Below are 25,731 nucleotides of genomic sequence, written 5' to 3'. Positions count from 1 at the left end.
GTCTCCTGCTGCGTTCCTGCTGCGTTAGCGAGCTTGCACGACATGCGCCGCGATCGCCGCGCCGACATCCTTCGTCGACGCGCCGCCGCCCAGGTCGCCCGTGCGCGGGCCTTCCTTGAGGATGTGCGTGATCGCCGCGACGATCGCATCGTGCGCGTCATGTTCCGCGCCCGTGCCGTTGCCGAGAAAATCGAGCATCATCGCCGCGGACCAGATCATCGCGATCGGGTTCGCGATGCCCTTGCCGGCGATGTCGGGCGCCGAGCCGTGCACTGGCTCGAACAGCGACGGAAAGCGCCGGTCAGGATTGAGGTTGCCCGACGGCGCGATGCCGATCGTGCCGGTACAGGCGGGGCCGAGATCCGAGAGGATGTCGCCGAACAGATTCGATGCGACGACGACGTCGAAGCGGTCCGGATTGAGCACGAAGCGCGCGCAGAGGATGTCGATGTGCTGGCGGTCCATCTTGACGTCGGGATAGCGCGCGGCCATCTCGTCGGCGCGTGCGTCCCACCATGGCATGCTGATCGAGATGCCGTTGCTCTTCGTCGCGACGGTGAGCTTTTTCGCGCGGCGCCGTGCGAGTTCGAACGCGAACTTCATGACGCGCTCGGTGCCGTGGCGCGTGAAGATCGACTGCTGCATCACGACTTCGCGCTCGGTACCCTCGAACATTGTACCGCCTACCGAGGAATACTCGCCCTCGGTGTTCTCTCGCACGATCATGAAGTCGATGTCGCCGGGCTTGCGGTTCGCGAGCGGGCTGGGTACGCCTTCGAAGAGGCGTGCGGGGCGCAGGTTCACGTATTGGTCGAATTCGCGCCGAAATTTCAGCAGCGATCCCCAGAGGGAAATATGATCGGGGACCTTCGCGGGCCAGCCGACCGCGCCGAAAAGGATGGCATCGCAGTCCTGCAACTGTGCCTTCCAATCGTCGGGCATCATCTGGCCGTGTTGCTCGTAGTAGTCGCACGATGCCCATTCGATATGGCGGTAGTCGATGCCGATGCCGAAACGCTCGCGGGCGGCGTCGAGCACGCGCACCCCTTCGGGCATCACTTCCGTGCCGATGCCGTCGCCGGGGATGACGGCAATGCGGTAAGTCCGGGCCATACATGTCTCCTTGAGGGCCTGCGCACAGCTTCGACGCTTTGCGCACGGCAAGAACAAAATCGTCGTTCGGCTCGCCGGGCTCGGCTCAGTATCCGCGCGCCCGGTCGATCTCGCCGATCATCGGCTCGCCTGCCCGATGACGGCGCAAATTCTCCAGTACGACATCGACAGCCGTATCGGCGCGCGTAGCGCTCGCGATGTGCGGTGTGATCCGCACGCGCGGCTGGCCCCAGAGCGGATGATCGGCCGGCAAAGGCTCGGGGTCGGTCACGTCGATCACTGCGCTGTGAATCTGGCCGCGGTTCAGCGCATCGAGCAGATCCGCCGTGACCAGTTGCGGTCCGCGGCCTACATGCACGAGCGATGCGCCTCTCGGCAGCATAGCGAAAATACGTCGATCGAGCAGGCCGCGCGTCGCGTCGGTGAGCGGGAGCAGGCAGATCAGCACATCGGTGCGCGCGAGAAACGCATCGAGCGCGCCTTCACCCGCGAAGCATTCGACGCCCGGGATAGCGCGCGGCGAGCGGCTCCACCCTGCGCACGCGAACCCGAAAAGACGCAGCCGCTCGGGCACCGCGGTGCCAAGCATGCCGAGCCCCAGCACGCCGACGCGCCGCGCTGCGGCCGGCCGCAGCGGCATGGGTTTCCACACGCGCGCCTGCTGCTGCAGTGCGTAGTCGAAGAGGTCTCGATGGATGGCCAGCACCGCCTCGGTCACGTACTCGACCATGCCTTCCACGATGCCCGGCTCGATCATGCGCACGACCGGCAGATGCGCGGGAATGCGCGCGAGATCGAGCTGATCGACGCCGGCTCCCACCGAGAAAACGACCTCGAGATTGGGTAGCGTGATTGCCAGATCGTCCGGTTGCCAGGCGATCAGATAGCGAACGGCGGCGGGGTCTCCGATGTCGGGCCAGACGCGAAACGGCGTATCCGGCGCGAGCTGCGCGAAGCGCTCCGCCCAGATCGCGCCGCGCACGGGGTCGGCCTTGTAGAGCACAGTCATATCCCTAATATCGCTCACGTCGCTATGCCATGGCCTGATTGATGATGCCGAACGCGCGATACGGCGTATCGTGCTGATCGCTGTGCGCATCGGCAGGTGCATTGCGCACCATCTTCACGACCGAGTCGATGCGCGCCATGCCAAGCGCGATCAGCCAGTCGTTGAGGCCGGTGCCGCCCGGCACGTCGATACGCACGAACTCGCCGGCGTGTTTCGCGAGCCAATGCGCGATCAGCGACTTCGCGCGCTGATCGTCGGGCGAAGGCGTCGCTGCGACAGGGCCGATTACATAACCGCGACCGAAACGGCGGAACAGCGAAAAGCCCACCAGCTCGCCGTCGCGTTCGAGCACGACGCCCTGCGCGACATCGAGCAGCGCGGGGATCGTCGCGCTGCGATCGAGCCCGCTCGCATGCGATGCCATTTCGATGACCTTCGGCACGTCGTCACTTGTCAGCGGGCGCAGTCGATCTCCAACTGGCGGCATGACCGGCTGCACGTTGCCGATCGCGCCTTGATACTGAGCGAGCGTGCCGCACTCGCTGAAGCCGAGCTTCTCGTAGAGCGGCTTGCCGGCGGCTGTCGCATGCAGGAACGTGATACGGTTGCCGAGCGCTTCGAGCACCAGCTCCATCAGCTTGCGGCCGATTCCCCGCCCCTGTTGTTCGGGCGATACGATCACGAGCCCGAGCGTGCCGCGGTCGACGCCGAACTTCCAGTAGAGGGCCGTGCCGATCACGGCGCCGTCGTCTTCCGCGACGAAGCCGGCACCGGCATCGAACATGAAGCGCCAGTCTTCCGCGCGATGCGGCCACCGCACGGCAAGCGACAGCGCATGGGCGGCGGCAATGTCGTCGGACGTAAAGGCTCGATAGGTCGGGGTCTGCTTGACGAGTGGTTCGGACACTGAGCGCTCCTGTTGGCGGCCGATCGCCCTGGGCCGTGCGACGCGTTCCACTGTTCGATTGTCGCCGGGCGGTTGATAGGACGATCTGTTTGTCTCGAGACCGACCGGTCGGCAGAAGGCCGCAAAGGTCGGCGTTCACTACAATGTCGCATTATTCAATATAATGAGCAAGATCGTCGAGCGTTCGTCGTACCGGCGGCAGCCAAAACGTCGCTTCGCGCTGGACGAGCGCCGGCATGCAAGCGATCAGATGTGCGTGGAAGCGGAGGTCGGGACCATCCGCGTCGTTTTGAACAGGGATCATATGCAGCGAACACAGCTCAGCAAGAAGCGCGCGGCCGAACCGAGCCACGCCGACGTCGGCGCCCGCCTGCGGGCGCTGCGCGTCGCTCAGGGACTGTCGGTCAATGAGCTCGCGATGCGTGCCGGCGTGTCGGTCGGTACCGTGAGCCAGGTCGAGCGCAACAAGGCGAATCCGTCGGTGCGCATTCTCGAGCGGCTGCGGCAGGCGCTGGCCGTGCCTCTTGCGACGCTGCTCGAGGCGGATGACGCCATATCGGATCCCGTCACAGGCGACTTCGTGCGCAAGGCGGCCGAGCGGCCTATCTTCGAGGTCGGCAAGAACGGCATGCAGAAAGAACTGCTGTCGCCGCACGGCGAGCATGATCTGAAGATGATGATCATCTTGCTGCCGCCGGGCGCGGGCTCCGAAGAGGTCCTCATCGGTGTGGGCGAAAAAGCCGGCCTGGTGCTCGAAGGCACGGTGGTGCTCAACGTCGGCGATCGCCGCGCCGAGTTGCGGACCGGTGACAGTTTCCAGTTCAAGAGCACGGTCCCGCACAGCGTGCGCAACGAAAGCGGCAAGACGGCGCGCCTGCTGTGGATCATGAACACGCAGCCGCCGGTCGTTCATCTCTGATCCGTCGTACTCACCGGATCCGTTCCGCGTTGTTACTTTCATCCCTTCGATGACGCGCGATCGTTCAGCGTAGTCGTTCATTCCAGCGCGTCCGCGCTGCATCTTTGTTCATCCGGTGCAGTCGCGGACTCCTCCTTCAGCCACAGTCTGAACCTCCCGCACCATTGAACTCCGCTGCATTGCAGCGCCCCCGTTCAAATCAGCGCGTGCGGCGCCAATGCTGCGTGTCGAACACTTCACATGATCGCTTGCCGACCGGGATGAACGGATCTCTTGCGCGCCGCACCACAAGTTTTTTCGAAGATTTATTTTTGACCACTAGGAATTCATTTCGCGTTCACTATAATGAAATCCGCTCGGTGCTCGTTCATTGCGGGAGTAGCAGCGCGATGAGCAGGCGCAACAACAACTGGTGGTGATGTGCCGGAGGAGACAGGCGATGTCGGCATCTCACTACATGCTTCGAAGTTACGCATAGGCTAAGCATGTCCACACCGTCACTCGATTTCGATCCGTCTACCGTCCCATTGCCGCAGGGACACTTCATTGGCGGTGCGTACCACTCGACCAATGAGCCGCAGATCGCCGTCTACCGTCCATCCGATGGTCAATTGCTCGGCTACGTTCCCGATGCTTCCGCCTCCACGGTCGATTATGCGGTGAGCAACGCGCTGCATGCGTGGAAGACGAGCAGCTGGGCGACGCAGTCGCCGCGCGAGCGCGCAAGGGTGCTCACGCGCTGGGCCGAACTGATCGAACGGAACAAGGTGAGTCTCGCCCAGCTCGAGACGGTGAGCTCGACGCGCCCGGTGGCCGAAGCGTACTCATTCGACGTGCCGTTCACGGCGGATGCGATCCGCTTCTTCGCCGAGCTTGCCGACAAGCTCGGCGGCGACGTCGCGGCGACGCGTCGCGACAGTCTGGGCTTCGTGACGGCCGAGCCTTACGGTGTCATCGGCGCGATTGCGCCGTGGAATTTCCCGCTGTCGACGTGCTCGTGGAAATGCGGGCCCGCACTCGCGGCCGGCAACGCGGTCGTGCTGAAGCCGTCGGAAATGACGCCATTCTCCACGCTGCGCCTGGCGGAGCTCGCGATCGAAGCCGGCATGCCGCCCGGCATCTTCAACGTCGTGAACGGCCACGGCGCGACGACGGGAGCGGCGATCACGCGCCACCCCGACGTTTCCAAAGTCAGCTTCACCGGTTCGACGCGTACCGGCGCCGCGATCATGAGCGACGCCGCGCTGCATGGAACGAAGCCGGTCACGCTGGAGCTCGGCGGTAAAAGCCCGCAACTGGTGTTCGAACGTCTGACGAACCTAGAGCACACGGCGCGTTGTATTGCTCGCGGCTTCACGACCAACGGCGGCCAGGTCTGTGTCGCCGGTACGCGGTTGATCGTGCACAAGCGCATCGCCGAGCCATTGCTCGACGCGGTGCAGCGTTTGCTGACACCGATTGCGCCCGGGCCCCTGTGGCATAGCACGACGCGCTACTCGCCCCTCATCAGCCGCGGCCAGGCCAAGCGGATCGATTCGCTGATCGAAGAAAGCCGCGCGAGCGGCGCCGAAGTGATCTTCGGCGGTGGTTATTTCGAGGATACGGGCGACGGCTGTTTCCATCGGCCGACGCTGCTTGCCAACGTGACTGAAGCCACGCCCGCGGTGCGCGAGGAGTTGTTCGGCCCGGTGCTGACGGTGCAGACGTTCGAGGACGAGGAGGAGGGGATCGCGCTCGCCGGCCACCCGACGTACGGCCTGTGCGCGGGCGTCCATACGAGCGATATCGGTCAGGCACTGCGCGCGATGCGCCGTATCGCGGCGGGCACGATCTGGATCAACCGTTACGGCCGCAGCGGCGACATGATCATTCCGACCGGCGGATTCAAGCAGTCGGGTATCGGCAAGGATCTCGGGCGGCAGGCGCTGGAAGCCAGCATGCGTCACAAGAGCGTGCTGATCGACTTCGACGCGATGTAATCGCGCCGACGCGGAGAGAGGCAGCCTGATGCACCGCGCGCGGCGTTCACTGCAATGAGCGGCGCATCAGAAAGATGAAGGCCAACTTGAACCCGCAGCGGGTTCGCACGACGACAGGAATTTGACCATGATCGATTTCGAGCCGAAGTACATCACATTCGACTGCTATGGCACGCTGACGAACTTTCAGATGGCCCAGACGGCGCGTCAGCTTTACGGCGACAAGCTGGACCACGCGAAAATGGACGAATTCGTCGAGTTCTTCCGCGGCTACCGGCTCGATGAAGTGCTCGGCGCATGGAAACCGTATCGCGACGTGGTCGTGAACTCGGTTCGCCGCACCTGTGAGCGCACGGGTGTGCCGTTCGACCTCGCGACCGCCGAGAGAATCTATGAAGCCGTGCCGACGTGGGGCCCGCATCCTGACGTGCCGGACGGGCTCTCGCGCCTTGCGAAGAAGTACAAGCTTGTCATCCTGTCGAACGCGTCGAACGATCAGATTCAGAGCAATGTCGACAAGCTCGGCGCGCCGTTCCACAAGGTCTACACCGCGCAGCAGGCGCAAGCGTACAAGCCTCTGCAAAAGGCGTTCGAATACATGTTCTCGCAGCTCGACTGCAATCCGGAAGACGTGCTGCATGTCTCGTCGAGCTTCCGCTACGACCTGATGACCGCCTACGACATGGGCATCAAGCACAAGGCTTTCGTCAACCGTGGCCATGAGCCGCTCAATCCGTACTACCAGGTCAACGAGGTCAAGGGCATTCCGGAACTCGCGTCGCTGCTCGGCCTGTGATTCGGGCCGGGCAGACCCGCTAAGCCACCACTCGCGTGCCGCCAATCGGCAGCAAACGCAACAGGACATCAGGATGAAGCTCGACTCGTACTGGCTCGATACGGCGCCGCGTTTCTCGCAGCCCGCGCAAGGACCGCTCGCGGGACGCGTCGACGTGGCGGTGGTCGGCGGCGGTTTCACCGGACTGTCGGCCGCGCTCGAGCTGGCCAAGCGCGGCAAGTCGGTGGTTGTGCTCGAGGCGGGGCGGCTGGCCGCGCAGGCGTCGGGCCGCAACGGCGGCCATTGCAATACCGGCGTTGCGCAAGACTACGCATCGCTCGCCGCGCGCATCGGCAATGAACGCGCATCGGAGTTCTATCGTGCCTATGCGGGCGCCGTGGAGACGGTCAAGTCGATCATCGTGGAAGAGCAGATCGACTGCGACCTGCGGCAAAGCGGCAAGATCAAGCTTGCGGCGAAGCCGCAGCATTTCGCGTCGCTCGCGAAGTCGTACGAAGTGCTCAAGCGAGAAGTCGATCCGGACGTCGAGCTCGTTCCGCCCGAGCGCATTCACGACGAGGTTGCCTCGGACGGCTTCTTCGGCGGTCTCGTGCAGCGCAATGGCATGCAGATGCACATGGGAAAATTCGGTGTCGGGCTCGGCGAAGCGGCCGCGCGCCGCGGTGCGCGGATCTTCGAGGAAACGCCCGTCACGGGTCTCAAGCCGCTCGGCGGCAACACGTTCGAGCTCGAGTGCGCGCGCGGCACGCTGCGTGCCGACCGTGTGCTGATCGCCACCGGCGCCTCGCAGGTCGGGCCGCTGCAGTGGTTCCGCCGCCGGCTCGCGCCGGTCGGCAGCTTCATCGTCGCGACGGAGCCGCTCGGCAAGGCGCGCCTCGACGCGCTGCTGCCGACGCGCCGCTCCTACGTGACCACCCGCCATATCGGCAACTATTTTCGTGCGACGCCGGACGAGCGCCTGCTGTTCGGCGGCCGCGCGCGCTTCGCGATGTCGAATCCGCGCTCGGACGAAAAGAGCGGCCGCATTCTGCGCGAAGGCCTCGTGACCTATTTCCCGCAGCTTGCGGACGTCCGCATCGACTACTGCTGGGGCGGCCTCGTCGACATGACGATAGACCGCCTGCCGCGCGCGGGGCAGCACGAGGGCTTGTTCTATTCGATGGGCTATAGCGGCCACGGTGTGCAAATGTCCGTGCACATGGGGCGAGTGATGGCCGACGTGATGTTCGGCTCCGCCGCGCGCAACCCGTGGCGAACGCTCGAATGGCCGGCGATTCCGGGACATTTCGGGCGTGCCTGGTTCCTGCCGCTCGTCGGCGCGTATTACCGGTTGCAGGATGTGCTGCATTGAACGGTGTCACGAGCCGTACCGAGTAAACGGTACGGCCGAAAACACATTGAAGGTCAATCCCTGAGGAGATCCCATGTCGCGTTTCAGCTTTGAGTCCGCTTCCGCCGTCCGCCCGCACGCCGTTCAACGTTTCCTGGCCGGTGCCGGCGTCGCACTGTCGATGATGTTCGGCGCCGCCCACGCCGCCGATCAGCAAACGCTCACGGCGGGCTCGCCGCCGTCGAGCGCACCGACCACGTTCATGGACGTGAAGACGCAGAAGATCGAAGGTTTGATGCCCGACGTCGTGAAGGAAATCGGCAAGCGCGAAGGCTTCAACGTGTCGTACGACGCGGTGCCGTTTTCAGCGCTGATCCAGTCGGTCGTGTCGGGCAAGATCGACATCATCGTCGCCGGCATGACGCCGACGCCGAAGCGCGCCGAGGTCGTCGATTTCTCGCAGCCGGTCACCGCGTTCGGTGAAGGGATCATCGTCAAGGAGTCGAACAAGACCAATTACCGCTCGGTGCAGGACCTGAAAGGCTTGTCGGTCGGCGCGGGAACGGGTACGGACTACGGCGATCAACTCATGAAGCTCGGCATCTTCAAGGAAGTCAAGATGTACGACAGTCCCGCGGACATGACGCGCGACGTCGCGCTCGGCCGCATCGCGGCGGGCTTCAACGACTACCCGATTCTGAAGGCGCAGGAAGCGGCGGGCGCGCTCGCCGGGACACGCGTGGACGACGACTACGTGCCGATGAAGAAGTTCGACATAGCCATCGCGGTGAAGAAGGGCAACAGCGAACTGCTCACGAAAATCAACGACGCGCTCACGAAAATGAAGGCGGATGGCTCGCTCGATGCGATCCTGAAAAAGTGGCACCTCGCCGGTTGATCGAGCCGACGAAAAGACCGCAATGAGACCGCAACGAGCGATTGCAAAAGGCAAGACATGCGTTGGCACGATATAGTCGACTTTGTACCCATTCTGCTCCAGGGTGCGGTGATGAGTATCTTCATCACCCTCGGTTGCCTGCTGCTGAGCACGGCGCTCGGCCTCGTCTGGGCGTTGCTGAAGATGTCGCGTTACCCGAGGGTCGTGCGCGTGGTCAGCGCGATGATCAACGTCGTGCGCGGCCTGCCGATGATCGTGCTGCTGTTTTACATTTACTTCGTCCTGCCCGACGTTCATGTGCAGGTGTCGGCGCTCGAGGCAAGCATCATCGGCCTCGGCTTCGGCTACTCCACCTACGTCGCGGAGATCATCCGCTCGGGCATCGAGGCGGTCGATCCGGGGCAGTTCGAGGCGGCGCAGTCGATCGGCATGGGCCGCGTGAAAACGATGGTGCGCGTGATTCTGCCGCAGGCAATCAAGGTCGCTCTACCACCGTACAGCAACACGCTCGTGATGATGCTGAAGGACTCGTCGCTCGCCTCGACGATCACGGTGGCGGAGATGACGCGCGAGGGCCAGCTGATCGCCGCGTCGACGTTCCAGAACATGACTGTCTACACGCTCGTCGCGCTCGGCTATCTGGCGATGAGCCTGCCCCTGATGAGCATGACGCGCTCGCTCGAGCGCCGATTCGGCCGGCACAGGGCGCGTTGAGGCCCGACGAGGATCCAATGAAGTCGAAGCGAGATTGAAATGATCGAAATCAGGGACGTGCACAAGAGCTTCGGCGCGGTGCCCGTGCTCAAGGGCATCACGCTCAGGATCGAGCACGGCGAAGTGGTCTGCCTGATCGGCGCGTCGGGCTCGGGCAAGTCGACGCTCCTGCGCTGCATCAACGCGCTCGAGTCATACGATTCGGGGGAGATCACGCTGTTGGATCAGCGCGTCGAGCAGCGCTCGCGCCACATCAACCAGCTTCGCACGCAGGTTGGCATGGTGTTCCAGCGCTTCAACTTGTTCCCGCACCGCACGGCGCTCGAGAACGTGATGGAGGGGCCGGTGCACGTGAAGCGCGAACCGCGCGAGCAAGCGCGGCGCGAGGCGATCGAGCTGCTGCACAAGGTCGGGCTTGGGGAAAAGCTCGACGCCTATCCGCACCAACTGTCGGGCGGTCAGCAGCAGCGCGTCGCGATCGCGCGGTCGCTCGCGATGAAGCCGAAGGCGATCCTCTTCGACGAGCCGACTTCAGCGCTCGATCCGGAACTCGTCGGCGAAGTGTTGAGCGTCATGCGCACGCTCGCGCGCGAAGGCATGACGATGCTCGTGGTCACGCACGAAATGGGCTTCGCGCGTGAAGTGGCCGATCGTGTTTGCTTCCTGCACGCGGGCCTCATCATCGAGGAAGGCAGCGCGCAGCAGGTGCTCTGCTCGCCGCGCGAAGCACGCACGCGCGAGTTTCTGCGTCATGTGCTGACGAACCGCGTCGAAGCCCCACACGCGCCAAACGGCGCGACAGGAGCAGTGGCATGAACGGACGATTCGTGCGGCTCGGCGAAACCGGCCGCGAGAAAGTCACGCTGACGATCGACGGCGCGCAGGTCGAAGCGCTCGCCGGCGATACGCTGCTCACCGCGATGCTCTGCTCGGTGCGGCACGTGCGCCAGTCGGAGTTCGGCGATGAAAAGCGCGCGGGCTTTTGCCTGATGGGCGCATGTCAGGACTGCTGGGTCTGGACGCACGACGGCGAGCGGCTGCGCGCATGCACGACCGTCGTCGAAGCGGGCATGCGGATCGTGACGACTCAACCGGAGGCGCAATGGGTGAAACTCGTATCGTGATCGTCGGCGCGGGGCCGGCCGGCGTACGCTGTGCCGAAACGCTGCTCGCGGCGGGCGTTCGCCCGGTCGTCGTCGATGAGGGCCGCCGCGATGGCGGACAAATCTATCGGCGCCAGCCGGAGGGCTTCACGCGACCCTATGCGAAGCTGTACGGCACCGAGGCGTCGCGTGCCGAGAGCCTGCACGAGACGTTCGAGCGGCTGCGCGGACGGCTGGACTATCGCCCGCAGACGCTCGCGTGGAACGTCGCGCAGGGCAAGCTGCATATCGTCAGAGACGGCCATGCGAGCGCGCTGCCGTACGATGCGCTGATCCTGTGCCCCGGCGCGACCGATCGGTTGATGCCCGTGAAGGGCTGGCAGTTGGCCGGCACCTACAGCCTCGGCGCCGCGCAGATCGCGCTCAAATCGCAGGCCTGCGCGATCGGCCGCCGTGTCGTCTTCATGGGTACCGGGCCGCTGCTCTATCTCGTCGCGAACCAATATATTCAGGCGGGGGCTGAAGTGGCGGCCCTGCTCGATACGTCGAAGACGAGCGCGCGGCTGCGCGCGTTGCCGAAGCTGCTCGCGCGCTTCGACGTTCTGCGCAAGGGCAGTGCGCTCGTCTCGTCGCTCAAGCGTTCGGGCGTGATGATCGCGAACGGCATCGAGCCGGTCGAAATCGTCGGCGATCCGACCGACGGCGTGCGGGGCGTGCGCTATCGCGCCGCGAACGGTAACCTAGTAGAGCAGATCGATTGCGATGCCGTCGGGCTCGGCTATCACCTGCGGTCCGAGACACAGCTCGCCGACCTCGCGCGCTGTGCGTTCCGCTTCGACGCCACGACGCGCCAATGGGTACCGCGGATCGACGAACTGGGCCGCGCCAGCGAAAAGGGCGTCTACATCGCGGGCGACGGCGCGCGCGTGCTGGGCGCGGACGGCGCCGAGATCGCGGGGCGGCTCGCCGCCTATGCGGCGCTGATCGACCTCGGCCACGAGGTTCCGGCCGCGACACTCGAGACACTCAAGCGCGAACAGCGCAAAATGGATCGTTTCCGGCTCGGTCTCGTCGAGGCGTTCGCATGGCCCGTCGAGCAGGCGGCGCGGCTCAGTGACGACACGGTCGTGTGCCGTTGTGAAGGCATCACGGCGGGCGAGCTGCGCCGCGTCGTGCGCGAGGAGGGCGCGCAGGAAGCGAACCGCGCGAAGGCGTTCAGTCGGGTCGGGATGGGGCGCTGTCAGGGCCGCTACTGCGGCCATGCCGGCGCCGAGATCATCGCGGCCGCGGCGAACGTGCCGCTCGAACAAGTGGGGCGACTGCGCGGGCAGGCGCCCGTCAAGCCGCTCTCGATCGCGACCGTGGAGGACGCCGAATGAATACTCACCGCGCGCAAGCCGATGTCCTGATCGTGGGCGGCGGCTTCATGGGCGCCGCGACCGCCTTCTTTCTGAGAAAGCGGGGCCGGTCGGTGATCCTGCTCGAGCGGCAGCTCGTCGGACAGCAGGCGAGCGGCACGAACTTCGGCAACGTGCGCCGGCAGGGGCGCTTTTTGCCGCAGCTACCGCTCGCGAACCGCTCGCGTGAAATCTGGGGACGTCTGCCCGAGCTGATTCAGCACGATGCGGAGTTCCTGATGTCGGGCCACGTGCGGGTCTGCTATCGCGAGGAACAGGCGGACCAGTTCGAGGCGTATGCGAAGGAAGCGGCGCACTACGGCCTGAAACTCGACCTCATGCGCGGCGACGCGCTTCATCAGCGCTTTCCGTTCCTCGGGCCCGAAGTGCTCGCCGGTTCATACTCGCAAATGGACGGCCACGCCAATCCGCGGCTCGCGGCGCCCGCGTTCGGCCGCGCCGCGGCTCGGCTCGGCGCACGGATCGTCGAGAACTGCGACGTCGTGACGGTCGAGAAGGAGGGCAACGAGTTTCGCGCGACGAGCGCGGACGGCCGCACGTTCCATGCGCCGGTGCTGTTGATCACCGCGGGCGCGTGGGGAAACCTGCTCTCGCAGCAGTTCGGCGAGTCGGTGCCGATCGCCGTGAACGGTCCGCAGATGTGCGTGACCGAGCCCGTGCCGTACGCGCTCCAGCCGGTCGTCGGCGTGTCGTCGCCGCACACGGAGGAAATCGTCTATTTCCGCCAGGTCACGCGCGGCAACATCGTGATCGGTGGTTGCGCGCGTGCGCCGGCATTTCTCGACGAACGCCGCGCGAAGGTGCTGCCGCAGAACACGCTGCTGCAGTTCCGCCAGGCGCAGCGTGTCGCGCCGATGCTGCGCAAGCTCAACATCATTCGGGTATGGAGCGGTGTGGAGGGCTACATGCCCGACGATCGGCCGATCATGGGCGCGAGCGGCACGACGAGCGGCCTCTTTTACGCGTTCGGTTTCTGCGGGCACGGCTTTCAGCTCGGGCCGGGCGTCGGCGACACGATGGCCGAGCTCATCGATACAGGTGCGACCAGCACGCCGATCGAGCCGTTCGACATCCGCCGTTTCGCGACGGGCGCCGCCGCCGCGCATGACGACGCGGCGGGCCACTCGGCTACGCGGACCGCGTGAGGGTTGCGCGCGCGATTACTGATGCTGCCGTGAGAACAGCGACTCGAGCGGATACTCGGTCTTGACGAACGGCGTCTTGATGATCACGTAGCTGAAATACTTCTCGATGCCGATGTCGCGCTCGAGCAGCCCTTCGATCACGCTTTGATAGTGGTTGACGCTGCGGGTGACGAACTTCAGCAGGTAGTCGTAGCCGCCGCTCGCCAGATGGCATTCGACGATCTCGTCGACGGGGCGGATCGCCGCCTCGAACTTCGCGAAGTCTTCGCGGCGGTGGTCGGCGAGCGTGACCTCGGTGAACACGATCTGCACGTCGCCGAGCTTCTGCAGCTGGATATGCGCGCCGTAACCGACGATATAGCCGGCCTTCTCGAGCCGCTTCACGCGGATCAGGCAGGGGCTCGGCGAGAGCCCCACGGCGTCGGCCAGCTCGACGTTGGTGATGCGGCCTCTCTTCTGGAGTTGCGAAAGAATACGCAGGTCGATTCGGTCCAGTTTCGTGTCACCGCTCATCGTCATCTATCGGTCTGCCTGTCGAAGGATTCGCTTCGCACCGCACGTCGTGTCGAGCAGACCGATGTTATCACGCGCCCAAGCGCGTCCAGCGCCCGCCGGGTCAGGCCGCCGCGCGGCTGGCGGAGCGCAGCGCCGCTCGCACTTCCGCTTCGTCGAGCACTTCGTCGAGCGTGCGCTCGAGACGCGCGAAGAGCTCGTCGAAGTCCGCCTCGGTATAGCAGAGCGCCGGCGCGAAACCGAGAATGTTGTCGCCGAACGCGCGGAATATGAGGCGGTTGCGATAAGCGGCCGCGGCGATGCGCTCGGGCAGTTTCAGCGAGGCATCGAAACGCGCGCGCGAATCCTTGTCGGCCACGAGCTCCAACGCGCCAAGCAGCCCCCGGTGCCGCGAGTCGCCGACGAGCGGATGTTCGAGCAGACCGTCGAGCCCGGCCGCGAAGCGCGGCGCCTGCGCCTGGCCGTTCGCGAGCAGACCCCCTTCGTGATAGAGGCGCAGCACTTCCAGCGCGATCGCGGCGCTGACCGGATGTGCGGAGTAGGTCTGGCCGTGACCGACGACCGCGGTATCGCGCGCGTCCCCGGCAATGCCCTGGTAGATCTCGTCGGATATCAGCACGGCACCCATCGGGGCATACCCTGAGGTCAGCCCCTTCGCGACCGTCATCAGGTCCGGCTCCACGCCTTCCGCCTCACACGCGAAGAGTGGGCCTGTGCGGCCGAAGCCGGTGATCACCTCGTCGGCGACGAACAGGATGCCAAGGCGTCGGCACGCGTCGCGCATCGCTTTGAGCCAGCCGGCCGGCGGCACGATGACGCCGCCCGAGCCCTGGATAGGCTCGCAGAAGAACGCGGCAACGTTGTCGGCGCCCAGTGCCGCGACCTTCGCCTCGAGCGCCGCGACCGATGCCGCGATGAGCGCTTGCGGATCGTCGCCGTTCGCCTGGCGGTACGCGTACGGCGACGGCAGATGATGCTGATGCGGCAGCGGCAAGTCGAAGTGGCGATGGAACGCGGGCAACGCGGTGAGGCCGGAGCCGACCGACGACGAGCCGTGATAACCGCGCTCCAGCGCAATCATCTGTTTTTTGGACGGGCGGCCCGTCGCGTTGAAGTAATGCGTGATGAACCGGACAGCCGAGTCGATCGCGTCCGAGCCGCCGAGCGTGAAATAGACGCGCCGCAGCGAAGCGGGCGCGAGCGAGACGAGCTTCTCCGCGAGCTCGATCGCGGGCTCCGACGAAAAATGGAAATAGGTGGTTGCGTAGGGCAGCTTCGTCATCTGCCGCGTCGCCGCATCGACGATGCTTTGCTGGCCGTAGCCGACATTGACGCACCAGAGGCCCGCGAATGCGTCGAGCAACTCGTTGCCGTCGATGTCGCGCAGGTAAGCGCCGTGGCCCGACTCGAGCACGGTGGCGCCGCGCGCTTCGTGCGCGCGATAGTTGATGACCGGGTGAATGAGGTGCTTGCGGTCGGCGTCGATGAGCGATGAACTGGACATGATGGGATTTCCCCCGTTATGAGGTGGCACTGGACTGCTCGATGGTAGCGAGAGCGGTGTGCGCACCGCTTTGCCAAAAAATCCCCGAAAGAGTGCGCGCGTCGCGTTTTGCATCCGGTTGACAGCATTTTGTGCTGCGGCCGCTTAATAGCGCGGCGGGACGCGGGCGCCGAAGTTCAAGAGGCGGTGGCGCCCAGCGGGCCGGGCGCGAAGCGCGCGGAGGACGACGCCCGAAACGGTGTGGCCGGGGGCCCGCGGGGTGGCGTGCGGGTAAGGGTCAACGCGAGGTATGGCAAAACATGCTGCAAAGCCTACCCAAAACCGTCATTTCGAATGGTCGGACCCAGCGATATGCGACATCTGCCATTTTTTGCGGTGCTTAAATCGATTCATGCAGCAGCGTCGGACCGCGACCAGCACGCGTGTTCCGTCGAAGACGAAAGCTGGAAATCCCACGTCCCATTCTTCGAGTGAGGAGCAGTTCTCATGTACGACGACGAAATCGAAAAAGGTGGTATCAGCCGCCGCGAAGCATTGCGTTTGCTGGCCGCGACCGGCATGGCCGCCGTTGGTGCGGGGAGCTTGCTGACGGGTGCCACGTCCGCGCTCGCCGCCCCCACGCCGAAGAAGGGCGGCAAGATCCGGGTCGCGTACGACTCGTCGTCGACGGCCGATACGCTCGATCCGGCGAAGGGCTCGACGGGCGCCGACTACATCCGCTTTTTCATGTTCTACAGCAGCCTGACGCAGCTCGATGCGTCGCTCACGCCGCAGATGAATCTCGCCGAGGCGGTCGATACCAGCGACGCAAAGACGTGGGTGATCAAGCTGCGCAAGGGCGTGACGTTCCACGATGGCAAGCCGCTCGCGCCGGCCGACGTCGTTTACTCGCTGATGCGCCACAAGAATGCCGCGGTTGGCTCGAAAGTGAAGACGCTCGCGGACCAGTTCGCCGACGCGAAGCAGACGGGTCCCAACGAAGTGACGCTCACGCTCGTCTCCCCCAACGCGGACCTGCCGGTGATCCTCGCGACGCCGCAGTTAGTGATCATCAAGGACGGCACGAGCGACTTTACGACCGCGAACGGCACCGGACCCTACAAGGTCAAGTCGTTCAAGCCGGGCGTGTCGACGATCGGTGTGCGTAATGGCAGTTTCTGGAAGACGGGCGGCGGCCCGTACCTCGACCAGATCGAACTGATCGGCATCGGCGACGGCGCGGCGCGCGTGAACGCGCTGCTCTCGGGCGACGTGCAGCTAATCGCCGCGGTCGACCCGCGCTCGACGCAGCGCATCGCGTCGACGGAGGGTTACGAGGTGAAGGAGACAAAATCGGGCCTCTACACCGATCTCATCATGCGTCGCGACAATCCGCTCTCGGGTAACCCCGACTTCGTGCAGGGCATGAAATACCTGTTCGACCGCGACCAGGTGAGGACTGCCGTGTTCCGCGGCTACGCGGTGGTCGGCAACGATCAGCCGATCCCGCCGGGTCACCGCTATTTCAACGCGTCGCTGCCGCAGCGCCCGTTCGATCTCGACAAGGCCAAATTCCACTTCCAAAAGGCGGGCGCGATCGGGACGCCGCTGCCGCCGATCTACGCGACGTCCGACGCCAACGGTTCGATCGAGATGGGCGAGCTGCTGCAGCAGTCGGCCGCGAAGATCGGTGTCAACCTGACGATCAACCGCGTGCCTGCCGACGGCTACTGGTCGAACCACTGGATGAAACACCCGCTCGGCTTCGGCAGCATCAACCCGCGCTCGAGCGCCGACGTGCTCTTCACGCAGTTCTTCAAGTCCGACGCGCCGTGGAACGAGTCCGGCTGGAAGGATCCCAAGTTCGATCAGCTGCTCGCCGCCGCGCGCTCGGAAACCGACGACGCGAAGCGCAAGCAGATGTACGGCGACATGCAGGCCCTGGTGTCGGAGCAGTGCGGCATCGGCATCCCGACGTTCCTGAGCTTGATCGATGCGCACGACAAACGCTTGCAGGGGCTCGCTTCCATCCCGAGCGGCGCGATGATGGGCTTCATGTTCGCCGAGCACGTGTGGTGGAACGCTTGATCGGCTCATGACTTGGAGGGCGGCTGCCGCGGCGCGCGGCGACACGGTAGTCCGCCGGATTTTCGTCCTGTCCGCCGCATGCTCTGATGAGGGCTGCGACGGGCCCGGCCGGGCGTCTTTCCGCGCCCACGCCCCGTCGCATCCAGGGAGGGCCTCGCAGATGAACCGCAACATCGTCGAGTTGATCGGCCGACGCATCGCGGTCACCGCGCTCACGCTGGTGATCGTCTCGATCATCATTTTCGCGATCACGAACCTGCTGCCGGGCGATGCCGCGCAGGCCGCGCTCGGCCAGTCGGCGACAGCCGAGACGATCGCGGCGCTGCGCCAGCAGTTCGGTCTCGATCAGCCCGCGTGGCTGCGCTATCTGCACTGGCTCGCAGGCCTTCTACACGGCAATTTCGGCGTCTCCCTGTCGAACAACCTGCCGGTGACCGAATTGATCTCGGGAAGGCTGCCGAAGTCGCTGACGCTCGCGGCGATCACGACGGCCGTCTCAGTGCCGATCGCGGTGTCGGCCGGCATCGTCGCCGCGGTGAAGCGCGAGTCGCTCGTCGATCGGATCGTGAGCCTCGGCACGCTCTCGCTCGTCGCGACGCCCGAGTTCCTGATCGCGACGGTCGCGGTGTTCGTGCTCGCCGTGAAGCTCCACTGGCTTTCCGCGCTGTCGTATAGCGGCGAGATCGACAGCCTGCACGATTTCCTACGTGCCTATGCGATGCCGGTCGTCACGCTGTGCGCGGTCGTGATCGCGCAAATGGCGCGCATGACGCGCGCGGCGGTGATCGAGCAACTGAGCTCGTCGTATGTCGAGATGGCGATGCTCAAGGGCGCAAGCCCCACGCGCGTCGTGCTTCGGCATGCGCTGCCGAACGCGATCGGGCCCATCGCCAACGCGATCGCGCTGAGCCTGTCGTACCTGCTTGGCGGCGTAATCGTCGTCGAGACGATCTTCAACTACCCCGGCCTCGCGAGCCTGATGGTTGATGCGGTCAGCAACCGCGACTTCCCGCTCGTGCAGGCGTGCACGCTGCTCTTCTGTCTCGGCTATCTGGCGCTCGTGCTGCTGGCCGACCTTTGCGCCATTCTTTCGAATCCGAGGCTGCGGACATGACGATGCTTCGACCGTTCTCTCAGCAACCGAGGCGACAGCCCGCCCGGCCGGATGCCGTCGATCCCGTGCAGCGCAGCAGCGCGTTGCCGCCCGGCGCCGAGCCGTCGCGGCCGTGGGGCGGCGGAGCGCCGATGCCGCCGCCGCGTGAGCCCGCGCGGCGCCGCAGGTTGACGCAGCGCATGGGCCTCTCGACGGGCGGCTGGATCGGCTTTGCGATGGTCTGCTGCGCGCTCTTCGTCGCGGCCTTCGCGCCATGGATCGCGCCGCATCAGGTAGGCGAGATCGTCACGAATGATGTGTTCGCGGGCTTCAGCGCGAAGCTGCCGCTCGGCTCGGACTACCTCGGCCGCGACATGCTGACCCGCATCATCTACGGCACGCGGCTCACCGTCGTGCTGGCACTCGCTTCGGCGTTGCTCGCGGCCATCACCGGCACGACGCTCGGTCTGCTTGCCGCGGTGGCCGGCCGCCGCATCGACGAGACGATGAGCCGGCTGCTCGATGCGATCACGTCGATTCCATCGAAGATGTTCGCGCTGATGATCGTGGCCGCGTTCGGCTCGTCGCTGACGCTGCTGATCCTGACGGCGGCGATCAGCTATATGCCGGGCTCATACCGGATCGCTCGATCGCTTGCGGTCAACATCGGCACGCTGGAGTACGTGCAGGTCGCCCGGGCGCGCGGCGAGAGCGCGCTCTACATCGCCTGCTTCGAGATGCTGCCGAACATGATTCACCCGATGCTCGCCGATACGGGGCTGCGCTTCACGTTCGTCGTGCTGCTCTTGAGCAGCCTGAGCTTCCTTGGTCTCGGCGTGCAGCCGCCCTACGCGGACCTCGGTTCGCTCGTGCGCGAAAACATCGCGGGGCTCGGCGAAGGCGTGCCGGTCACGATCCTGCCCGCGCTTGCGATCGCGGTGCTGACGGTCGGCGTCAACCTGCTGATCGACGGCTTGCCGCATTGGGGCGCGCGGCGCAAGCAGGCGGCGAATGCGGAAGGAGGGCACTGAATGAGCGACGAACTCTCCAACCTCGCCGCCGAAGCCGCTTTGCGGGCGAACGGCAATCTCGTCGAGGTGCGCGGTCTGCGCGTGGCCGGGCACCGGCCGGGCGAGCCGGATACGACGATCGTCCACGACATCGACTTCGACATCGCGCGCGGCGAAGTGCTCGCGTTGATCGGCGAATCGGGCTCGGGCAAGACGACGATCGCGCTGTCGCTGATGGGGCATGCGCGCGGCGGCTGCCGCATTACGGGCGGATCGATTCGCGTGGGCGACACGGACGTTCGCGCGCTTTCGGCGAAGGGGCTCGCCGCCCTGCGCGGCCGCAAGGTCGCCTATATCGCGCAGAGCGCGGCGGCTGCGTTCAATCCGTCGCGCACGATCATGGATCAGGTGATCGAAAGCGCGCTGATCCATGGCACGCTCGGCAAGCGCGCCGCTCAGGCGAAGGCGATCGAGTTGTTCCGCGCGCTCGCGTTGCCGGAGCCCGAGACGATCGGCCGGCGCTACCCGCACCAGGTGTCGGGCGGCCAGTTGCAACGGCTGATGGCCGCGATGGCGCTGATTACCGACCCTGAGCTCGTGATTTTCGACGAACCGACCACCGCGCTCGACGTCACCACTCAGATCGACGTGCTGCAGGCATTCAAGCGCGTGATTCGCCAGTACGGCATGACGGCCGTCTACGTGTCGCACGATCTGGCGGTGGTCGCGCAGATGGCCGATCGCATCGTCGTGCTGAGCGATGGTCAGATCCGCGAAGCCGGTGCGACGGAGCAGATCCTGCATGCGCCGGCGCACCCGTATACGCAAAGCCTCGTCGCCGCCGTGACGCCGGTGGCCTCCGAAGCAACCGCGACGCTGGAGGCATCGCAGACGAGCGCCCCGTTGCTCGAGGTGCGCCGCCTGACGGCGGGTTACGGTCGCAAGGATACGAAGGGTTGGCCGGCGAAGGTGATCCTGAACGAAGTGGACCTTGTCATTCGCCGCGGACAGACGGTCGGCGTGATCGGCGAGTCGGGCTCGGGCAAGACGACGATCGCGAAGGTGATCGCGGGGCTCGTGCCGATCGCGGGCGGCAGCCTGCTGCTCGACGGCGAACCGCTGGCGGGCGACTTGAACCGCCGCACGCGCGAGCAGTTTCGCCGTATTCAGATCGTGTTTCAGAACGCCGACACGGCGCTGAATCCGGTGCATACCGTCGAGCGCACGCTCGCGCGGCCGCTGAAGTTCTATCACGGCATGAAGGGCGAGGCGGCGCGTCGCCGCGTCGCCGAGCTGCTCGAGCTCGTGCGCCTGCCGGCCGCGCTCGCGCAGCGGCGCACGGGCGAGCTCTCGGGCGGCCAGAAGCAGCGCGTGAATCTGGCGCGCGCGCTCGCGGCCGAGCCCGACCTGATCCTCTGCGACGAAGTGACCTCAGCGCTCGATACGGTAGTCGGCGCGGCGATTCTGGATCTGCTGCGCGATCTGCAGAAGAAGCTCGGCGTCTCGTACCTCTTCATCACGCACGACATCGCAAAGGTGCGCGCGATCAGCGACGACATCGTCGTGCTGTACGCGGGCCGTTGCATCGAGACCGGCGATCGCGACGCGCTCTCGGCGCCGCCGTACCACCCGTACTCGCATTTGCTCGTATCGTCGGCGCCTGAGCTGCGCGCCGGCTGGCTGGACGAAGCGAGCGAGCGCTGTCACCAGACGCTCGCGCCGATCGGCTCGTCCGCCGATGACCCGGAACTATGCACGTTCCTCGCGCGCTGTCCGATGCGAATCGACGGTGTGTGCAACCGCACGGCGCCGACTCCGCGAACGCTCGCGAACGGCGCGCAGGTGTTGTGCCACCGCGGCGAAGACGAGCTCGAGCGATACCAGATATTGCCGCTCGCGGACGGCACGACAGCGGACGCGTCCTCGCCGCGCGTGACGGTGCAGCAGCAGTAGTCGGCGTTTCATGCGAAGACCCGCCGCACCGGCCGCGCAGGCTGCGGCCGTGACGCTCGCTCCAGCAGGCTTTGACCGCCGCCCCGAGGGCACCCGTCCCGGGGCAGGCAGTGACTCGTCCGGCGCAGGTCAAGGCCGGTCTTCTTGCGAGGGTATTGATCGATGGGCTTGAGAATCGGAGTGGACATCGGCGGTTCGTTCGCCGATTTCGCGGTGCTGGACGATGCCACCGGCGAGCTGAAGACGCTCAAGGTCTTCTCGCGACCGGACAGCCCCGGCAGCGAAGTGTTGCGCGGAATGGAGCAACTGCGTGAGCGCGATGGCATCGTGCCCGCCGACGTCGACTATTTCACACATGGCACCACCGTCGGCGTCAATGCGGTCGTGCAACGCAAGGGCCTGCGGCTCGGCCTCATCACGACGCGCCATTTCGAGGACGTGCTCGATCTCGCGCGGCTTAAGGGCCCCGACATGTACAGCCTGCTGTCGAAGCGGCCCGCGCCGCTCGTGCCGCGCGAACGCGTGTTCGGCGTGATCGAGCGGCTGGCGGCGGACGGCAGCGTCGAAACGCCGCTCGACGAGGCCAGCGTGCTCGACGCGATCGATCGACTGAAACGCTCACGTTGCGAGGGTGTCGTCATCGCGCTCTTGCATTCCTATCGCAATCCCGGGCATGAGCACGCGGTGAAGGCGATCGTTGAGCGTGAGATGCCGGGATTCTTCGTGTCTTGCTCGAGCGATGTGTGGCCGATCATCCGCGAGTACGAGCGCACCTCCACCGCGGTGATCGGCGGCTATGTGCAGCCCAAAGTGTCGCACTACCTGAGCTCGCTGCAGCGCGCGCTCGTCGAGACCGGCATCGGTGCCGACATGAAGGTGACCAAGTCCAACGGCGGCGTGATGAGTGCCGAAGCGGGCAAGAGCAACTGCGTGCAGATGATCCTGTCGGGTACCGCGTCGGGCGTGATCGGCGCAGCCCACGTGGCGCGGCAAAGCGGCCTGTCGCGCTGCATGAGCCTCGACATCGGCGGCACGACGGCGGACGTCGCGCTTATCGTCGACGGCGAGCCGCAATATGCGAGCGGCGAGTACATTGGCGATTTCCAGATCCATATTCCGTCGGTGTCGGTCTCGTCGATCGGCGACGGCGGCGGCTCGATCGCGTGGGTCGACGAGTTCGGCGTGCTGAAGGTCGGCCCCGAAAGCGCCGGCTCGAATCCGGGACCTGTCTGCTACGGCCGCGGCGGTACGCGCGCAACGATCACGGATGCATTCGTGGTCCTCGGCGTAATCGGCAATGCGAGCCTCGGCTACGACTCCGTGAAGGTCAATCACGACGCGGCGCACCGCGCGATCGGCGCGCTCGCGCACAAGCTCGGCATCGATGTGTACGCTGCGGCCGAGGCGATCGTCGACGTGTCCGTCTCGGGTATGTATGCGGGCGTGAGCCGTATCGTGTCGCGCTTCGGCATCGATCCGCGCATGTTCGCGCTGCTGCCGTTCGGCGGCGCGGGGCCGATGCTCGCCTGCTATTTCGCACGGGCGCTGGGCATGGAAAAGATCGTCGTGCCGACCGCCCCGGGCGTGCTGAGTGCGCTAGGCGGCCTGATTGCCGACACCCGCAACGACTTCGTGAAGACGACGTATTACGACCTCGATACGACGACGCTCGCACAGCTTGCCGACGACGTGCGCGCGCTCGAAACGGCGGCGCGCGACTGGATGCGCGCGCAGACCGGCAACGACATCGACGCGAGCGTCTTCGTTTCGGCCGATATGCGCTACAAAGGCCAGTCGTTCGAGATCGACACGCCGCTCGAGATGAGCTGGCTGCTAGGCGGCGACACCGCTCCGCTTGCCGAGGCGTTTCATCGCGAGCATGAGCGCCTGTATGGCCACCGCGACGAGAGAGCGAAGGTGCAGGTGGTGGCGCTGCGGCTCGTGATCAGCGCGGCGACCCCGAAACCGAAGCTGGTGACGATCGAAGCGGACGATGCGCCGCCGGTGCCGGCGGGCACGATCCGCGTGTACATGGACGGTGGTTTCCATGACGCGGCGCTTTATCGTCGCGCGGACTTGAAGGCGGGGCAGCAACTCGACGGCCCCGCGGTGATCGCGCAGGACGACTGCACGACGAGCGTACTGCCCGGCTTCCGCGGCCGCGTCGACGCCTATGGCAACCTTGTTTTCACGCATCGCAAATGAATCCGCACGGAGCATCGCATATGCAATTCGACAAGGCAGTGCTTCAAATCTTCGCGAACTACTGTGTCGCCGCGGCCGAGAGCATGGCGTACACACTCGTGCGGACCGCGCATTCCACGTTCGTGAAGGAAACCGAGGACTTCTCGTGCGCGATCACGACGCCCGAAGGTCTCACGTTCGCGTCGCCGAAGACGCTCGGCGCGACCTGGTATGTCGGCCTCGACTACAGCTCCGTGATCGGCATGATCGATCACTACGAGCCGGGCGACATCGGCATGACCAACGACGCTTACAGCGGCTTCGTCGCGACGCATACGCCCGACATCGTGCTCTGGAAGCCGGTCTTCCACGAGGGCGAGATCGTCTGCTTCGTCGGCGGCCATATTCACAACACCGATATGGGCGGCGCGGTACCGGCCTCGCTTTCGCGCACGCTCACCGAGATTCAGCAAGAGGGCATCCGCTTTCCCCCGTGCAAGATCGTGCGCAAAGGGGTGGTCGACGAGTCGCTGATCCGGCTGATGGCCACCAACGTTCGAGTGCCGGGACAGAACACAGGAGACTTGCATGCGCAGCTAGCATCGCTGCATACGGGCGAGCGGCGCGTGCTCGAGATCATCGAACGCTTCGGCCTCGACGGTTTCAAGGCGGGCATGACGGCGCTGCTCGACTATTCCGAGCAACAGGCACGCACGATCCTGCGCGGCATTCCGGACGGCGACTATTTTTTCTCGGAATTCGCCGACGAGGACTCGGTGAACGGCAAGCCGATGCGCGTTGCGCTGACCGCGCGCATCCGCGACGGCTCCGTGGAGATGGACTATACGGGCAGCGATCCGCAGTTGCAGTCGTCGCTGAACATGCCGACGGGGGGCCACGAGCGGCATGCGCTCGCTCTGGTTGGGCTCGTCTACGTGCTCTACACGCTGAACCCCGAGATCTTGCTGAACTCGGGGATGCTGCGCGTCGCGCGTTGTATTTTGCCCGAAGGGACGGTCGTGAATGCGCTGCCGCCTTCGGCCGTCGGCATGCGCAGCCTGACCTGCAAGCTCACGCACCTGCTGACCTTCGGCGCGTTTTCGCGAGCCGTGCCGGATCGCCTCGGTGCCTGTCCCGCGGGTGGCCTGTCGATTCTCAGCGTCAAGACGATGGACCGCCACGGCGCGACGGTCATGGCGTCGATCGGGCCGATCGGCGGCGGCGCGGGCGGCGGCCCCAGCGACGATGGCGAGGACGGCTCCGGGGCGAACAATGCGTTTTTGCGCAACACCCCTGTCGAGATCAACGAGGCCGAGGTGCCGATCCGCATCCTGCGCTACGGTGTCGCGCCGGGATCGGGCGGCGCCGGGCAGTACCGCGGCGGGCAAGGGCTCGTGATGGAATTCAAGGTGTTCGCGCCGAACACGCTCGTCACGGCGCGCAACCGCGACCGTACGCGTTTCGCGTCGTGGGGCGTGCGCGGCGGGCATGCCGGCGCGAATGCGCGCTTCACGCGTAATCCCGACACGCCGCGGGCGGAAGAGCTCGACAACAACGATCTCGTCGTCTGCCTGCCGGGCGACGTCATTCGCCTCGTCGGTGCGGGCGCGGGCGGTTATGGTCGGCCCGTCGATCGCGAGGCGCTGCGCGTGCGCGACGATGTTTTGCGCGGATATGTGACCGCCGACGAAGCGCGCGACGTCTACGGCGTCTTGCTCGACGGCGATGAGCTCAATGCGGCCGGCACAGAGCGGCTGCGCGATGAGCTGCGTGCTCGGCTCGCGGACGCCGCGGTGCCGGCGTTCTCGTATGGTCCGTATCGCGAGGCGTTCGAGGCGAAGTGGACGCACGCTCGTTATGCGGCCTTGACGTCGATCCTCGCGGGTGTGCCGGTGCAGTGGCGTTACTTCATCAAGCATCGACTCTTCGAAGCGCTCGATGCGCGACTCGCCGAGATCGCTTCGCAGGGTGAGCACGACGATGGCTATGCCGGGCTGGTGCATGCACTCTTCGCGGAGCTTTGCTCCAGTTACCCGCAACTGAATACCGCGCGCGTTTGAGGCCGCGAGCCAGGCC

The 25,731-nt window shown here is 65.6% G+C and carries 21 protein-coding genes; 16 read left to right on the top strand and 5 right to left on the bottom strand.

The window, feature by feature from the left end; all coding sequences use genetic code 11:
• Positions 1 to 24: 24 nt before the first annotated feature.
• The 3 genes from B0G57_RS00530 to B0G57_RS00520 all read right to left on the bottom strand — a co-directional run bounded on the left by B0G57_RS00530 (position 25) and on the right by B0G57_RS00520 (position 3,029).
• Entirely contained in the window at positions 25 to 1,113 is a 1,089-nt protein-coding gene (locus tag B0G57_RS00530; protein WP_018438599.1) for a tartrate dehydrogenase, read from the bottom strand.
• A gap of 85 nt (positions 1,114 to 1,198) precedes the next feature.
• Positions 1,199 to 2,122 (bottom strand): 2-hydroxyacid dehydrogenase, encoded by a 924-nt coding sequence (locus B0G57_RS00525; protein WP_018438598.1) that lies wholly within the window; start codon positions 2,120 to 2,122, stop codon positions 1,199 to 1,201.
• 22 nt (positions 2,123 to 2,144) lie between these two features.
• On the bottom strand, positions 2,145 to 3,029 hold the full coding sequence (locus B0G57_RS00520; protein ID WP_026229283.1) for a GNAT family N-acetyltransferase: 885 nt from the start codon (positions 3,027 to 3,029) through the stop codon (positions 2,145 to 2,147).
• 304 nt (positions 3,030 to 3,333) lie between these two features.
• On the opposite strand from B0G57_RS00520, the gene B0G57_RS00515 reads away from it, so the two are divergent.
• The 10 genes from B0G57_RS00515 to B0G57_RS00470 all read left to right on the top strand — a co-directional run bounded on the left by B0G57_RS00515 (position 3,334) and on the right by B0G57_RS00470 (position 13,331).
• On the top strand, positions 3,334 to 3,948 hold the full coding sequence (locus B0G57_RS00515) for a cupin domain-containing protein (protein ID WP_020565961.1): 615 nt from the start codon (positions 3,334 to 3,336) through the stop codon (positions 3,946 to 3,948).
• Between the two features lie 485 nt (positions 3,949 to 4,433).
• A complete protein-coding gene (locus tag B0G57_RS00510) occupies positions 4,434 to 5,927 on the top strand; it encodes an aldehyde dehydrogenase family protein (RefSeq protein WP_018438595.1) in 1,494 nt (497 codons plus the stop codon).
• Positions 5,928 to 6,054: 127 nt separating this feature from the next.
• Positions 6,055 to 6,723 carry a haloacid dehalogenase type II gene (locus tag B0G57_RS00505; RefSeq protein WP_018438594.1) on the top strand — a complete coding sequence of 223 codons (669 nt, stop codon included), beginning with the start codon at positions 6,055 to 6,057 and terminating at the stop codon, positions 6,721 to 6,723.
• Between the two features lie 73 nt (positions 6,724 to 6,796).
• Positions 6,797 to 8,074, top strand: a complete 1,278-nt coding sequence (locus B0G57_RS00500) for an NAD(P)/FAD-dependent oxidoreductase (RefSeq protein ID WP_018438593.1) — start codon at positions 6,797 to 6,799, stop codon at positions 8,072 to 8,074.
• 73 nt (positions 8,075 to 8,147) lie between these two features.
• The gene (locus B0G57_RS00495; protein WP_018438592.1) at positions 8,148 to 8,951 is read left to right on the top strand and encodes an ABC transporter substrate-binding protein; all 804 of its coding nucleotides are present in this window, start codon (positions 8,148 to 8,150) and stop codon (positions 8,949 to 8,951) included.
• Positions 8,952 to 9,008: 57 nt separating this feature from the next.
• On the top strand, positions 9,009 to 9,665 hold the full coding sequence (locus B0G57_RS00490) for an amino acid ABC transporter permease (protein ID WP_018438591.1): 657 nt from the start codon (positions 9,009 to 9,011) through the stop codon (positions 9,663 to 9,665).
• Between the two features lie 39 nt (positions 9,666 to 9,704).
• Entirely contained in the window at positions 9,705 to 10,481 is a 777-nt protein-coding gene (locus tag B0G57_RS00485; RefSeq protein WP_018438590.1) for an amino acid ABC transporter ATP-binding protein, read from the top strand.
• Entirely contained in the window at positions 10,478 to 10,789 is a 312-nt protein-coding gene (locus B0G57_RS00480; RefSeq protein ID WP_018438589.1) for a (2Fe-2S)-binding protein, read from the top strand. The genes B0G57_RS00485 and B0G57_RS00480 overlap by 4 nt, the downstream gene beginning before the upstream one ends.
• Positions 10,768 to 12,147 carry an FAD/NAD(P)-dependent oxidoreductase gene (locus tag B0G57_RS00475; RefSeq protein ID WP_026229282.1) on the top strand — a complete coding sequence of 460 codons (1,380 nt, stop codon included), beginning with the start codon at positions 10,768 to 10,770 and terminating at the stop codon, positions 12,145 to 12,147. The genes B0G57_RS00480 and B0G57_RS00475 overlap by 22 nt, the downstream gene beginning before the upstream one ends.
• Positions 12,144 to 13,331: an NAD(P)/FAD-dependent oxidoreductase gene (locus tag B0G57_RS00470; RefSeq protein WP_018438587.1), complete on the top strand. Its 1,188-nt coding sequence runs from the start codon at positions 12,144 to 12,146 to the stop codon at positions 13,329 to 13,331. The genes B0G57_RS00475 and B0G57_RS00470 overlap by 4 nt, the downstream gene beginning before the upstream one ends.
• Before the next feature lie 15 nt (positions 13,332 to 13,346).
• On the opposite strand, the gene B0G57_RS00465 is transcribed toward B0G57_RS00470, so the two are convergent.
• Together B0G57_RS00465 and B0G57_RS00460 are read right to left on the bottom strand one after the other, a co-directional pair.
• Positions 13,347 to 13,844, bottom strand: coding sequence for an Lrp/AsnC family transcriptional regulator (locus tag B0G57_RS00465; protein ID WP_026229281.1), 498 nt, complete (start codon positions 13,842 to 13,844; stop codon positions 13,347 to 13,349).
• Positions 13,845 to 13,947: 103 nt separating this feature from the next.
• Positions 13,948 to 15,348: an aspartate aminotransferase family protein gene (locus tag B0G57_RS00460; protein ID WP_018438585.1), complete on the bottom strand. Its 1,401-nt coding sequence runs from the start codon at positions 15,346 to 15,348 to the stop codon at positions 13,948 to 13,950.
• A 486-nt stretch (positions 15,349 to 15,834) separates the two neighbouring features.
• Here B0G57_RS00460 and B0G57_RS00455 point away from each other — a divergent pair, with 486 nt between their 5' ends.
• The 6 genes from B0G57_RS00455 (at position 15,835) to B0G57_RS00430 (ending at position 25,715) form a co-directional block, all read left to right on the top strand.
• Positions 15,835 to 17,415: an ABC transporter substrate-binding protein gene (locus B0G57_RS00455; RefSeq protein WP_018438583.1), complete on the top strand. Its 1,581-nt coding sequence runs from the start codon at positions 15,835 to 15,837 to the stop codon at positions 17,413 to 17,415.
• A gap of 160 nt (positions 17,416 to 17,575) precedes the next feature.
• Complete coding sequence (locus B0G57_RS00450) at positions 17,576 to 18,529, top strand: ABC transporter permease (RefSeq protein ID WP_018438582.1); 954 nt, start codon at positions 17,576 to 17,578, stop codon at positions 18,527 to 18,529.
• Positions 18,526 to 19,539, top strand: coding sequence for an ABC transporter permease (locus tag B0G57_RS00445; protein WP_018438581.1), 1,014 nt, complete (start codon positions 18,526 to 18,528; stop codon positions 19,537 to 19,539). Before B0G57_RS00450 ends, B0G57_RS00445 begins: the two co-directional genes overlap by 4 nt.
• Positions 19,540 to 21,471: an ABC transporter ATP-binding protein gene (locus B0G57_RS00440; RefSeq protein ID WP_018438580.1), complete on the top strand. Its 1,932-nt coding sequence runs from the start codon at positions 19,540 to 19,542 to the stop codon at positions 21,469 to 21,471.
• A 162-nt stretch (positions 21,472 to 21,633) separates the two neighbouring features.
• Positions 21,634 to 23,676 (top strand): hydantoinase/oxoprolinase family protein, encoded by a 2,043-nt coding sequence (locus tag B0G57_RS00435; RefSeq protein ID WP_018438579.1) that lies wholly within the window; start codon positions 21,634 to 21,636, stop codon positions 23,674 to 23,676.
• 20 nt (positions 23,677 to 23,696) lie between these two features.
• Positions 23,697 to 25,715, top strand: a complete 2,019-nt coding sequence (locus tag B0G57_RS00430; RefSeq protein ID WP_026229280.1) for a hydantoinase B/oxoprolinase family protein — start codon at positions 23,697 to 23,699, stop codon at positions 25,713 to 25,715.
• The last annotated feature ends 16 nt before the right edge of the window (positions 25,716 to 25,731 follow it).

Origin of the sequence: Trinickia symbiotica, from assembly GCF_002934455.1 — a bacterium.
GTDB classification, from domain to species: Bacteria; Pseudomonadota; Gammaproteobacteria; order Burkholderiales; family Burkholderiaceae; genus Trinickia; species Trinickia symbiotica.
Note: the sequence above shows the minus strand (reverse complement) of the source record. Positions and strands in the feature narration are given on the sequence as shown.